The organism is Polaribacter sp. Z022, assembly GCF_023555495.1.
Lineage (GTDB): Bacteria > Bacteroidota > Bacteroidia > Flavobacteriales > Flavobacteriaceae > Polaribacter.
Genome location: NZ_JALCZO010000007.1, coordinates 159,541 through 172,709 on the forward strand (window position 1 = coordinate 159,541; position 13,169 = coordinate 172,709).

The 13,169-nt window shown below is 26.7% G+C and carries 12 protein-coding genes; 4 read left to right on the forward strand and 8 right to left on the reverse strand.

The features are described from left to right. Positions 1–999 carry an aldo/keto reductase gene (locus MPF13_RS14535; RefSeq protein ID WP_249983488.1) on the forward strand — a complete coding sequence of 333 codons (999 nt, stop codon included), beginning with the start codon at positions 1–3 and terminating at the stop codon, positions 997–999. A gap of 69 nt (positions 1,000–1,068) precedes the next feature. Here the strand turns inward: MPF13_RS14535 and MPF13_RS14540 are convergent, their stop codons facing one another. Both MPF13_RS14540 and MPF13_RS14545 read right to left on the reverse strand, forming a co-directional pair. Next, positions 1,069–1,929 (reverse strand): OmpA/MotB family protein, encoded by an 861-nt coding sequence (locus MPF13_RS14540; RefSeq protein ID WP_249983489.1) that lies wholly within the window; start codon positions 1,927–1,929, stop codon positions 1,069–1,071. Positions 1,930–2,097: 168 nt separating this feature from the next. After that, on the reverse strand, positions 2,098–4,752 hold the full coding sequence (locus MPF13_RS14545; protein ID WP_249983500.1) for a valine--tRNA ligase: 2,655 nt from the start codon (positions 4,750–4,752) through the stop codon (positions 2,098–2,100). 123 nt (positions 4,753–4,875) lie between these two features. Here MPF13_RS14545 and MPF13_RS14550 point away from each other — a divergent pair, with 123 nt between their 5' ends. Next, complete coding sequence (locus MPF13_RS14550; protein ID WP_249983490.1) at positions 4,876–5,280, forward strand: DUF1573 domain-containing protein; 405 nt, start codon at positions 4,876–4,878, stop codon at positions 5,278–5,280. Position 5,281: 1 nt separating this feature from the next. Here MPF13_RS14550 and MPF13_RS14555 read toward each other — a convergent pair whose 3' ends face one another. After that, entirely contained in the window at positions 5,282–6,484 is a 1,203-nt protein-coding gene (locus MPF13_RS14555; protein ID WP_249983491.1) for an aspartyl protease family protein, read from the reverse strand. Positions 6,485–6,770: 286 nt separating this feature from the next. Here MPF13_RS14555 and MPF13_RS14560 point away from each other — a divergent pair, with 286 nt between their 5' ends. Then, a complete protein-coding gene (locus MPF13_RS14560; RefSeq protein WP_249983492.1) occupies positions 6,771–7,961 on the forward strand; it encodes a pyridoxal phosphate-dependent aminotransferase in 1,191 nt (396 codons plus the stop codon). Next, positions 7,962–8,972 (forward strand): UDP-N-acetylmuramate dehydrogenase, encoded by a 1,011-nt coding sequence (gene murB, locus MPF13_RS14565; protein ID WP_249983493.1) that lies wholly within the window; start codon positions 7,962–7,964, stop codon positions 8,970–8,972. 58 nt (positions 8,973–9,030) lie between these two features. On the opposite strand, the gene MPF13_RS14570 is transcribed toward murB, so the two are convergent. The 5 genes from MPF13_RS14570 to MPF13_RS14590 form a co-directional block, all read right to left on the reverse strand. Next, entirely contained in the window at positions 9,031–9,744 is a 714-nt protein-coding gene (locus MPF13_RS14570; RefSeq protein ID WP_249983494.1) for a DUF2490 domain-containing protein, read from the reverse strand. Between the two features lie 24 nt (positions 9,745–9,768). Further along, a complete protein-coding gene (locus MPF13_RS14575) occupies positions 9,769–10,371 on the reverse strand; it encodes a DUF4956 domain-containing protein (RefSeq protein ID WP_249983495.1) in 603 nt (200 codons plus the stop codon). 2 nt (positions 10,372–10,373) lie between these two features. Further along, positions 10,374–11,123: a polyphosphate polymerase domain-containing protein gene (locus MPF13_RS14580; protein ID WP_249983496.1), complete on the reverse strand. Its 750-nt coding sequence runs from the start codon at positions 11,121–11,123 to the stop codon at positions 10,374–10,376. Between the two features lie 166 nt (positions 11,124–11,289). After that, positions 11,290–12,702, reverse strand: coding sequence for a CotH kinase family protein (locus MPF13_RS14585; RefSeq protein ID WP_249983497.1), 1,413 nt, complete (start codon positions 12,700–12,702; stop codon positions 11,290–11,292). Between the two features lie 31 nt (positions 12,703–12,733). Next, on the reverse strand, positions 12,734–13,024 hold the full coding sequence (locus MPF13_RS14590) for an EF-hand domain-containing protein (RefSeq protein ID WP_249983498.1): 291 nt from the start codon (positions 13,022–13,024) through the stop codon (positions 12,734–12,736). Positions 13,025–13,169 lie beyond the last annotated feature (145 nt).

The following is a 13,169-nucleotide window of genomic DNA, read 5'->3' on the forward strand; positions in this document are numbered from 1 at the left end:
ATGAGTAAAAAAGGTACATACGTAGCTGCTGAAGATCGTTATGAAAAAATGAACTACAGAAGAACAGGCAATAGTGGTTTATTATTACCTGAATTGTCTTTAGGTTTATGGCATAATTTTGGAGAAAAAGACGATTTTAAAAATGCTAGAAACCTTTTAAAATGCGCTTTTGATAATGGAATTACTCATTTTGATTTGGCTAATAATTATGGTCCTCCTTATGGATCTGCAGAAACTACTTTTGGTAAAATCTTAAAAAAAGATTTTAAAAAATATAGAGATGAATTAATTATTTCTTCGAAAGCTGGTTATGATATGTGGCTTGGTCCTTATGGAAATTATGGATCAAAAAAATATTTAATTTCAAGTTTAGATCAAAGTTTAAAAAGAATGAACTTAGATTATGTAGATATTTTTTATCATCATAGACCAGATGAAAATACTCCTTTAGAAGAAACCATGGGTGCCTTAGATTTAATTGTAAAACAAGGAAAAGCATTGTACATTGGTTTGTCTAATTACAGACCTGAAAGAGCAGAAAAAGCTTTTAAAATTCTAAAAGATTTAGGAACTCCTTGTTTAATTCATCAACCAAGATATAGTTTGTTTGATAGATGGATTGAAGATGGATTGTTAGATTTATTAGGAAAATCTAAAGTTGGTGCTATTTGTTTTTCTCCTCTTGCACAAGGAATGCTAACAGATAAATATATTAATGGTTTACCAAAAGATTCTAGAGCAATTAAAGATGGACGATATTTAAAAACGGACAAAGTTTTAGAAATGTTACCAAAAATTAAAGCTTTAAATGAAATTGCTAAAAATAGAAATCAAAATTTAGCACAAATGGCAATTTCTTGGATTTTAAAAGATGATAGAATTACATCTGTTTTAATTGGAGCTAGTAAAACATCGCAAATTATAGATAGTATAAAAGCAACAGAAAACACTTATTTTTCTGAAGAAGAATTAGTAAATATCAATACTGTTTTAAATTAGTTTATTAAATAAACAAACCCCTCAATTATATTTTAATAATTAAGGGTTATTATAAAAAGTTTCTAAAAATTATTTCTTTTCAATAACTCCTTCTTCAGCTAGTAAGGCAAAAAATTTGTTTAGATTAGGTAAAATTACAATTCTAATTCTTCTATTTTTAGCTCTATTTTCTCTAGTTGTATTTGGGTATAAAGGCATTGTATCTCCTCTAGAAGATGCAATTAATCTACTACCATCTATACCAAATTTATTTTGTAAAAGTCTAACCATAGAAGTAGCTCTTTTAGCACTTAAATCCCAATTATCTTCTACACTTTCTGTTTTATTGGTAATTTTATTAGTATCAGAATGTCCTTCAATCATAACATCCATACTTGGTTCAGACTCTATTACATCTGCTAATTTTGTAATTAATTTTAATGCACTTTTTTTAATTTTATAACTACCAGAATTAAATAACAATTTTTCAGAAACAGTAATCATTACAACAGTTTGGTCAATATCAATATCTATATCTTCAGAATTATTAAACTCAGATTTCCCTAAAGCTTTTCTGACTACATTATAAGAAACTGCTAAATTTATAGAATCTTTTAATGTTTTTGCTGTTGCTAATTTTTCTGGAGAAATTTTAGATAACGTCTTATTCATTAAAGCTCTAACATCTTTAGAAATAGCAACTTTGCCATCAATCATATCTAATTTAAAAGCATTTTCTTTTTCTAAAGTTACATTGTCACCTTTTAGAGAGTTTATTTTGTCATTATAAATTTGAACTCTCTTATCAATCTTAGCAAACTTAAGTTTTAAACTATTAAGGTTTGTTTTAGTGTCTGTGTATTTTGTTTCTAATTCTGCATACTTTTTTTTAGATACACAAGATGTTCCTACAAGTAAAAACATCAATAACAATGGAATAAAATTTTTCATTTTAATTTTTAGTTGGTTAATTGTCTATAAATATATTTTAACACATTTAAATCATTAGAATCAGAATGTTATTAAAAAATTACTGAACAACACTTTCCTTTAATTAATTGACAAAAAAAACCTTCAAAATTTAAATTTTGAAGGTTCTATAGATAAGTAGTTGATTTTTTATTTTAAGCTTGCTAAACTGCTTTTAATTGTTTCAATTTTAGCAATTGTATCTGCTTCTTTTTTACGTTCTAAAGCAATTACTTGTTCTGGTGCATTTGCTACAAAACGTTCATTAGAAAGCTTTTTGTTAATTCCAAATAAGAATCCTTCTGCTCTTTTTAATTCTGTTTCTAATTTCTTTACTTCTGCTTCAACATCAATATTATCAATAGAAATTGGTACAAAATATTCGTTAGATTTTACTCTAAAAGAAGCGCCATCTACTTTATCTGAAACATAATTAATTGCTGAAGTATTTGTTAATTTTTGAATAACAGTATCAAAGTCTTTTGAACTTTTTTCATTATCGATAACAAATAATTCTACAGCATCTTTAAAAGAAATGTTTTTATCTTTTCTAATAGTTCTAATACCAGAAACGACTCCTGTTGCAAATTCAAATTGAGTAATAATAGTTGTATCAAACTCTTTAATAGTTGGATATTTAGCTATAACTAATGCTTCTTCTGTATTTCTATCTGCAATATATTGCCATATTTCTTCTGTTAAGAATGGCATAAATGGATGTAAAATCTTTAAATTATTTTCTAAAACTTCAATTATTGCATCAAAAGTCTTTTTATCAATTGGTTGTTGATAAGCAGGTTTTACAATTTCTAATAACCAAGAAGAAAAATCATCATTTATTAGTTTATAAATTGCCATTAAAGCATCAGACAATCTGTATTTAGAAAAATGATCTTCTATTTCTGCTAACGTTTTTTGAAACTTAGCTTCATACCAAGTTAGCCCAATTTTTGAAGTTTCTGGTTGCTCTAAACTTGCATCTACTTCCCAACCTTTTATCAAACGAAATGCATTCCAAATTTTATTTGCAAATCCTTTTCCTTGTTGACATAAATCTTCATCGAACATTAAATCGTTACCAGCAGCAGAACTTAATAAAAGTCCTACTCTTACTCCATCTGCTCCATAATCATCAATTAATTTTAAAGCATCTGGAGAATTTCCTAAAGATTTAGACATTTTACGTCTTTGTTTATCTCTAACTAAACCAGTTAAATAAACATTGTTAAAAGGTTTTTCATCTTTATATTCATACCCTGCAACAATCATTCTTGCTACCCAGAAAAATAAAATATCTGGACCAGTTACTAAATCGTTTGTTGGGTAATAATATTTAATTTCTTCGTTTTCTGGATTACGAATTCCATCAAAAACAGACATTGGCCACAACCAAGAAGAAAACCAAGTATCTAGAGCATCTTCATCTTGACGTAAATCTTCAATTTTGAAAGATTTCTCCATTTCAGTCGAAATGACAGCTAATTTCTCTTTTGCTAGTTCAAAAGCTTTTTCGCGAGTTTCTGCAACTACAAAATCTTCTTTTCCATCTCCATAGAAAAATGCAGGAATTTGTTGTCCCCACCAAAGTTGACGAGAAATGTTCCAATCACGTACATTTTCCATCCAATGACGATAGGTGTTTTCGAATTTCTTAGGATATAAATTGATATCAGTATCATCACCCAAAACCGCTTTAATTGCAGGTTTAGCCAACTCTTCCATCTTTAAAAACCATTGATCAGACAATCTTGGTTCTATAACCGCTTTTGTTCTTTCTGAAGTACCAACTTTATTGGTATGTACTTCTGTTTTTACTAAAATTCCTTTTTCTTCAAGTTCTTTAGCAATTTCTTTACGAACTACAAATCTGTCTTTTCCTTGATAATGTAATCCAAAAGAATTTAAAGAAGCATCCTCATTGAAGATATCAATTACTTCTAAATTGTGTTTATCACCTAAATTTTTATCATTTTCATCATGAGCAGGCGTTACTTTTAAACAACCTGTTCCAAATTCTAAATCTACATATTCATCTTCAATAATAGGAATTACTCTATTACATAAAGGCACAATTGCTTTCTTCCCTTTTAAATGGGTAAAACGTTCATCATTTGGGTTGATACAAATTGCAGTATCACCAAAAATAGTTTCTGGTCTTGTAGTTGCAATTGTTAAAGTATCATTAGAACCTTCAATTTTATATTCTAAATAGTATAGATTTCCTTGTCTTTCTTCATGAATTACTTCTTCATCAGAAAGAGTAGTTTTTGCTTCAGGATCCCAGTTTACCATTCTGTAACCTCTATAAATTAAACCTTTGTTGTATAAATCAACAAAAACTTTAATTACAGATTCAGACATTTCTGGATCCATTGTAAAAGCAGTTCTTTCCCAATCACAAGAAGCTCCTAGTTTTTTTAACTGCTCTAAAATAATACCACCATATTCATCTTTCCAATCAAAAGCATGCTGTAAAAATTCTTCACGAGTTAAATCGCTTTTAGAAATTCCTTGTTCTTTTAATTTTGCTACAACTTTTGCTTCAGTTGCAATTGATGCATGATCTGTTCCAGGAACCCAACAAGCATTTTTACCTAACAAACGTGCACGTCTAATTAATACATCTTGAATGGTATTATTTAACATATGCCCCATGTGTAAAACTCCTGTAACATTTGGAGGAGGAATTACAATTGTATATGGCTCTCTTTCATCTGGTGTTGAATGAAAATAGTTGTTTTTCATCCAGTAATCGTACCATTTATCTTCTACTTTTTTTGCATCGTATTTAGATGGAATTGTCATACTTTGGTATCCTTTTTGATATATAGTTGGCAAAAATACAATTATCTATTTTGAAGAGAAAATTAGTAGTTGATTTTTTAATACAAATTATTAGTATTAATTTTACATTATAAACATTTAGTTATGAAAACATTTGGAACTCTTTTAGTCTTATTTTTTATTTCTTTTTCTATAAATGCACAAGAATTTAAATTTGAAAAAGAAACAATTAACTACGGTAAAGTTGAAAAAAGTTCTAATGGAGAACGCGTTTTTGTTTTTACAAATGTTGGAGACAAACCTTTAATTATAAAAAACATTCAATCTACTTGTGGATGTACAGTGCCAGAAAAACCAGAAAAACCAATAATGCCAGGTAAAAAAGGAGAAATCAAAGTTTCTTATAACACTAAAATAGTTGGTGGTTTTTCTAAAACAATCACTATTTTTTCTAATGCTAAAACACCTAGAAAAATGATAAGAATTAGAGGGGTTGTTACTAAGGGTATTTCTTTAGAAAAAGAAAAAAGCTTACTTTCAGACAGTTAAGCTATATACTTTTATGTAATCTAAATTCATATTTCATTTTTACACCTTTTCGTTTTATAACCATTTTAATTTTTTTATTATCTCTTTCTTGAAATTTTTGAATAATTTCTCCTATTTGTAATTGATGTACATATTTACCATTAATACTAACAATAACATCATCTTTCAATAAACCTGCATTGTATGCTGGAGAGTCTTTTACAATATTCAAAATTTTATAAGAAGGCTTAAAATTAAAGGAATAATTGGTTACAAAAGAAACAGAATTACGGTCGTTTAATTTTTGATTAAATGTGTTTTCAATATTTTTAATAGCTTGTTCTTTTACTAATTGTTCTCCATTATAAACCACATCTATACCACTCATATTATAATTAAATCCTGTTTTAAAGGAACCATTCTTTTTAAAAGTAAATTTCATATTTGGGTAATCAATCCATAGTTTAAACCTTTTTAAAATTCCTCCTCCTATACTCCCATTTCTAGCTTTATATTCTCTTGCATTGTGAGTTGATGCAGAATCTAAGAAAGAAACTGTTGCGTTTTCTATTTGAAACTTACCCAATTTAAATTTAGAAATTCTACTTCTATTACCAAATATTGGTCCACTTAAACCTTCGCCTAATAAATCATTAAAATAACGTTTTGGGGTTTTTATTTCTTTTTTAGAATTTTCGAACAACCACATAGCATCACTTCCACCAGAATCTACCAATAATTTTACATCTATAAAGTTAGTACCAATAGTATCTAAACTTACTTTTGCATCAATAAAAGGTTTTTTTCTATAAAATGTAAACGGAATTGTTTCGCATTTTTTACACTTTTTATAGACATAGGTTTTAGGGTTATAAAAATCTATTCTTTTAGTATTATAATTTACTCTAACAATTAAATCTTTAAATAAATTATAGCCAATAATACCGTGAATGGTAGTCCCCATTTTACTAGATAAATCAAAATAATCTTTTAAAATAACATAGATAGTTTCATTATTACTAACTAAACTTTTTATTTTAAATGTGTTTTTTTTAGAAACTAACGCATTTACAGCTTCTCCTTTTCCTAAACCACGTAAAGTTACTTTTTCGGTATTTAATAAATCTATACTATCATTTTCTACTAAGTTAAAAAGTATTGTTTTATTAACACCAGTGTCTAAAATAAACGATAATTTTTTACCATTAATTTCTAAAGGAATCACAATCAGGTTATTAATAAGCTTAAAACTTGATTGAACTCTATTTTTATTAAACCCGTTAAAACTAAATCCAGATTGAGAATTTGAATTAAAAGAAATAAAAAAAGTAAAAATTATTAGGAAAAGTCTTGTTTTCAATATTATAAGATTTGAATGTAAACAATATACAACTTAAGAAATATATTTAATTTTTTTTAGCAAATATTTAACCTTTAAAGTTTCTTTAATAAAATGGTATAAATAAAATATATTTCGGAAATTCGCACTAATTAATTCTTAAAAAATTATTATGCCTTCAATTTCTAGTAAAGGGTTAAAAATGCCAGAGTCTCCAATTAGAAAACTAGTTCCTTTTGCAGAAGATGCAAAAAAAAGAGGAACTAAAGTTTTTCATTTAAATATTGGTCAGCCAGATATTAAAACACCTCAAATTGCTTTAGATGCAGTAAAAAACAATACAATAGAAACATTGTCTTATGCACGTTCTGAAGGTTCTGAAGATTACAGAAATAAACTTGTAGATTATTATAAGAAACATCAAATTAATGTATCTTCAAATAATATTGTTGTAACAACAGGAGGTTCTGAAGCATTGCTTTTTACTATTGGAAGTATAACAGATCCTGGAGATGAAATTATAATTCCAGAACCTTTTTATGCGAATTACAATGGTTTTTCTACAGCTTCTGGTGTAAAAGTGGTACCAGTTATTTCTAAAATTGAAGACAATTTTGCCTTACCTAAAATAGAAGATTTTGAGAAGTTAATCACCAAAAAAACAAAAGCAATATTAATTTGTAACCCTGGTAATCCTACAGGCTACTTATATTCTCCTGAAGAAATCTTAAAACTAAAAGAAATTGTTTTAAAACACGATTTATTTTTAATTGCAGATGAAGTTTATAGAGAGTTTACTTATGATGGTTTGCAACATACATCTGTGATGGCTGTTGAAGGTTTAGAGCAAAATGCCATTATAATTGATTCTGTTTCTAAACGTTATAGCATGTGTGGAGCAAGAATTGGTTGTATAGTTTCTAAAAACAAAGAATTTATTGGTACTGCAATTAAATTTGCTCAGGCTCGTTTAAGTCCACCAACATATGCTTTAATTGCTAGTGAAGCTGCTTTAGATACTCCTCAAAAATATTTTGATGATGTAAAAGAAGAGTATGTAGAAAGAAGAAACACTTTAATTACAGAATTACAAAAAATTGAGGGTGTAAAAGTTGCCAATCCAAAAGGAGCTTTTTATTGTGTAGTTGAGTTACCTGTAAAAGATTCTGATCATTTTGCTCAATGGATTTTAGAAAAATTCAATCATAATAATGAAACTGTAATGATTGCACCAGCAAGTGGATTTTACTCAACTCCTGGAGAAGGGAAAAACCAAGTAAGAATTGCTTATGTATTAAATAAAGTAGATTTAATTAAATCTGTAGAAATTTTAGCTGAAGCATTAAAAAAATATAATAGTTAATTGAACTTTAAAGAAAACATATCACTTAAAAGCTATAATACATTTGGTATTGATGTAAATGCTAAACGTTTTATTTCTATAGATTCTGTTTATCAATTACAACAACTTTTAAAAATTGAAAAAGATATTTTTTTAATTTCTGGAGGAAGCAATATGTTGCTTACAAAAGATATTGAAAAGTTGGTTGTACATATTGATATTAAAGGGATTTCTATTGACAGAGAAAATCATAATGATATTTATTTAACTGTAAATGCAGGAGAAAATTGGCACGATTTTGTTTTATGGTGTGTTTCTGAAAATTATGGAGGAGTTGAAAACTTATCTTTAATACCTGGAAATGTTGGTACTTGTCCAATACAAAATATTGGCGCTTATGGTGTAGAGGTTAAAGACACAATTTCTAAGGTAGAAGCATTAGAAATTGAAACAGGAAAATTAGTTCAGTTTTCTAACAAGGAGTGTAATTTTGGATATAGAAATTCTATATTTAAAAATGAAGTTAAAGGAAAATATATTATTATATCTGTAAGTTTTAAATTAACAAAAAATAACCACAATTTAAATTCTTCTTATGGAGCTATAGAAACAGAATTAGCTTCTAAAAACATTACTAAACCAACACTTAAAGATATTTCTGAAGCAGTAATTACTATAAGAGAATCTAAACTACCAGATCCTAAAAAAATTGGTAATAGTGGTAGTTTTTTTAAAAACCCTGTAATTGCAAAATCTCAGTTTTTAGAACTTCAAAAAGAGTATCCAAATGTACCAAGTTATATTGTTTCTGATACAGAAATTAAAGTTCCTGCTGGTTGGTTAATAGAACAAGCTGGTTTTAAAGGTAAACGTTATGGAGAGTTTGGTGTACATGAAAAACAAGCTTTAGTTTTAGTTAATTATGGAAATGCATCTGGTGCTGAAATTTATCAGCTTGCTGAAAAAATAAAAGAATCTATATTTAATAAATTTGGTATTTCTTTAGAAATTGAAGTGAATATTATTGCATAAAAAAAGCCTTGTTTTAAATAACAAGACTTTTAAAGTAAAATAACAATTCAAAAATAAATTACTTATTCTTTATGGTGTAAATGTATTTTAAACCAATAATATTAGATGAATCAGGAAAATCTACATTTATCTCTTTTTGATATCTATAGAACACACCTATTTTTCCAAAATTCTTAGTTTTATAATCTGTACCTAACGTTAACCTATATTTATTAAAACCATTTTCTTCTCCTTCTTGAAATTTATTAAATATTTCTGCAGAAAACTTAGGGTCTAATTTCCAGTTTTTAATATTATATTCTAAAGAAGTTTTAAATCGAACGTTTTGGTTTGCATAATCTCCTTCATCATAAGAAACACCTAGTTCGTTTTTATTTTGATAACGCAATCTATATCCTATTTTAAAATCATTAATTTCATGTTTGTACATTACATCAAACTGAAACCTAAAATGATTTTCATAACCTTGTATATTTCCTTTGTTATCATTATCTCTAATATATCTAACACCAGCACCTATTTTAAAACCTTTAAACAATTTATAATCTGCAGTTAATTGTGTAAAATAATTATCTACCACAGAAATATCTTCTTTAAATCTTAATTGTTCTTCTAAGCCAAAACTCCATCTATCATTTAACTTATACTCTACTCCTACTGTGTTCCATAAAGCCAAATCTTTTTCTCCATCTGTTTGTGCAAAATTTATTGTTGAGTACAATAATGCAGTAAGAAATAGTACTAGTTTTTTTTTTTTTTGAATTTTCATCATAAATTTAATTTGTGAATTTAAAGTTTACTTGTTTTTGTAATAAAAAATTGTAACTGTTGCTACATCTTTTAAAAAATCAACATCACCAACAGTTATATTATTAATTGTTAAACCTGTTCTGTTTTCTAAATCTTCTTTAAGTAAATTATAGTTTTCTGGTTTAATATTATCTATGTTTTCATACACAATAGTTTTGGTTACCAATTGTTTTAATGACCAATATTTTTCTATTAATAATAGTACAAATACTATTATTAAGTTTGCAGAAAGAATCTCTGCATAACTCATTTTTTTATTAGCTAATGCATTAATTATAGATACACCTATAACAACAAATAAATAAGTCATTTCTTTAATATCTACAGGGTTTGTTCTGTATCTAATAATTCCAAAAATGGCAAAAAGACCTAGTGCCATACCAATATCCATCTCATATTTTTTAAGGGTAAAACACAAGAAAAACACAATTAAACTTATTAAGTAATATGTAAAAACGTAATCTTTTCTTTTTGAATCTGGATAATAAATAAATCGGATAATTACTGTTAAAAATGAAAAGTTTAAAATGAATCTAAAAATCATTTTGTAAAAATCATTATCGAATAAAGGGATGTCTAAAAACTCCATACTTATGCTATTGTGTTATTTATTTTAATTAATTTTTTCTTGAATAAATTGTATTTTAAATCGTTGTAAAGACTAATCATACCAATACAATATTTGCTAATACTATAAGGATTTTGTCTTATTGATTTTAACGATTTAATAATTTCTGACTTTCTATTAAATCGTTCTTGTTTTACTTCTATAATTACCAAATTTTCGAATTCTTTTTTAACATCGTTAATGTTATAAGAAAGGTTTAAATCTATAGTTACACGCTCTTTACTTGCTAAATTCACCAATGTTATTCTGTTAAAACCATTCCATAAACTTGGTACTAAATTGTATTCTTTATTTGTAGTATTTGCAATGAATTCTTTAGAGATATTAGTTAAATCTTTCTCAAAATCATTCACTTGAATTCTAGATTTATTAGTTTCTCCTTTTCCATTTTTCTGTTTAATTTCTAGAAAACATAAATCAGATTCTATATACTTTCTTTGTCTAATTTTTGTTCTATTTTTTTTTCCATTATGATGATCATTGTAAAACTTGTTTTCTAATGTATCAAAATACAATGATGAATAACTCATTATTCTGTTAGCATCTATTTCTAAAACTTTATAGTTATTTTTAATACTTTCTAATACAATTGCCAATTGATATTTATTGATAACAAACTTTGTATCAGTTCTTTTCATTAAAGAAACACTGTTCATTTCTATTAAAGAAATAGAGGAAAATTGATTGATAATTGGCTCTATTGTATTGATCATATATTTCTTAAAATATTAAACAATTGTTATTTTTATGTTACTTAAAGTTTAGATGATATTCTAAAATAAAACTTGTGCCTTTTTTGTTAAAAAAAACTTAATTAAAAAAGCTTCATCAATTTAATGATGAAGCTTTCAAAAAAATAATATCCCCCAATATTATTCTTTAATCAAAATAAGAAGCAACCGCACTTTTTCTAGAAGTTGCATGACTTTTTAAAGTACTAACTGCAGAGTAAAAACTAGAGCTAGAGTTTAAAAAGGTATAACCAGATACTTCTGAAGTTGCATATTCTTCTATTAAAGCAGCATATTTTGTATATAATGCTTGAATACTTGTTTCTTCAAAAGCACCTTCAATTACTTCTTTTAAGTATGCATCATATTTAGCTTTATAAACATCATCTTGATATAAATACCCAATTAATGGCCATGAAGAAGAATTTAAACCAGAAAAGTTTAAAGGCAAAGATCCTCCTTGTTTACCTGTTTGTAAAGACTCATTATTATCCCAAGGAATCCATGTTAATTTACTTGTATCTGGATTATTATATAAGAAGTAATTATGCGTCATTCTACCATATGTATCCCAATTTTGTATAATTCCATTTACTGCTAAGTATTTTAAAAAAACATCTGTATCAAACACTTTTTCTAAATTTGCTCTCCAAGTTGCTGGATCTGAAGTACGAGTACCATCATTTAAAATAGTTAATAAATTTTGTACATCTGTAAAATCTGCTTCGTCTTCATTGTTCTTTTTTACATATTCATCTTCATCAAAGCTACCATTAGCAAAAGTTGCAGCATCTCCATCTGGTTTGTATAAATTTCCTTCGTCAGAAGAATATTGTGTTTCTAAAACTGTATCATCTACTTCTTCTACTAAAGTATATAAACCAAAATATTTAGGTCCATCTCCATGATCTACATACAAAGTATAAAATGCAGTATGAGAAGCTACCATACCTGCATTTCTAAATACATCTGTAGCTACTTTTTCTCTTAACAAAGAATCATCATCGTAATTATTTTTAAGACTTAATTTTTTAAATCCATAAAAACGTTGGTTTTTAATTTGAGGATAATCATCTTCATATTCATCAAAATCTAATTTAAAAGATAGTTTTAAAATACCAGCTTGCCAGCTAGATTTTAAGCTAGAATTTCCTTTAAAACGTAACCCTACTTTGTACCATTCTTTACCTTGATAAAAAACTTCTCCTGGCACAAAAATTGGATCTACATCTGAAAAACTTCCTGAAGACCCTCTGCTTCCAAAATTTCCATAGAGACTTGTCATGTCATTTAACATATTTTGCCAATTTTCTTCAGAAATAACAAAATCTAATCTTTTTACAGCAGTATCATCAAAAACTTCATCAAAATTTGGATCAGCATCTTTACTATGCGTATCAACTGTCCAATCTGTTGGTTCAAAGTCTGTATCATCTACAACAACTACAATTTCCTCTTCTTCTTGTACTTCTTCTTCAATTTCTACAGAAGTTTTACTTGAACAAGAAAAAATTATAAGCATTATAAAATTGGTAGCAAATACGTTTTTTAAATATTCCATAATTATTTATTTAGTTGATTTTTTATTAATTTTAATTTCTAGGTCTTTCTCTTCTTTCTGGTTTAGGTGCGTTTTTAATCTCTTTTTTTGATAAAAATCCGTCTTCATTTTTATCTATTTTTTTAAAATCTTGTTTCAGTGGACCTTTTGCTTCTTTTAAAGAAATTTTACCATCTTCATTTAAATCTAAATCTTTAAAAATTTGCTTAATACTTGGTGGTCCTTTTGGGCGTTCATCTCTATTTTCTTCTTGAGCAAAAACAGTGTTAGACATTAAAAAAGTTAAACCAATGGCAGTTATAAATTTTGTTGAATTTTTCATCTTTAATTCTTTTTATTTTGTTTATAAAGTTTAGATGCAACTACTTAAAAAAACTTGTGCACGTTAACTTTACTTTAACAAAAAAGCCTCATTAAACTAATAATGAGGCTTTTATAAATTACAAAAAAAAAAAAAAAAAAAAAAA

Coding starts and splice junctions, on each gene's coding strand:
- MPF13_RS14550 (WP_249983490.1), top strand. CDS start 4,876: ATGAAAACATTTGGAACTCTTTTAGTCTTATTTTTTATTTCTTTTTCT.
- MPF13_RS14560 (WP_249983492.1), top strand. CDS start 6,771: ATGCCTTCAATTTCTAGTAAAGGGTTAAAAATGCCAGAGTCTCCAATT.
- MPF13_RS14535 (WP_249983488.1), top strand. CDS start 1: ATGAGTAAAAAAGGTACATACGTAGCTGCTGAAGATCGTTATGAAAAA.
- MPF13_RS14540 (WP_249983489.1), bottom strand. CDS start 1,929: ATGAAAAATTTTATTCCATTGTTATTGATGTTTTTACTTGTAGGAACA.
- MPF13_RS14545 (WP_249983500.1), bottom strand. CDS start 4,752: ATGACAATTCCATCTAAATACGATGCAAAAAAAGTAGAAGATAAATGG.
- MPF13_RS14570 (WP_249983494.1), bottom strand. CDS start 9,744: ATGATGAAAATTCAAAAAAAAAAAAAACTAGTACTATTTCTTACTGCA.
- MPF13_RS14590 (WP_249983498.1), bottom strand. CDS start 13,024: ATGAAAAATTCAACAAAATTTATAACTGCCATTGGTTTAACTTTTTTA.
- MPF13_RS14575 (WP_249983495.1), bottom strand. CDS start 10,371: ATGGAGTTTTTAGACATCCCTTTATTCGATAATGATTTTTACAAAATG.
- MPF13_RS14585 (WP_249983497.1), bottom strand. CDS start 12,702: ATGGAATATTTAAAAAACGTATTTGCTACCAATTTTATAATGCTTATA.
- MPF13_RS14580 (WP_249983496.1), bottom strand. CDS start 11,123: ATGATCAATACAATAGAGCCAATTATCAATCAATTTTCCTCTATTTCT.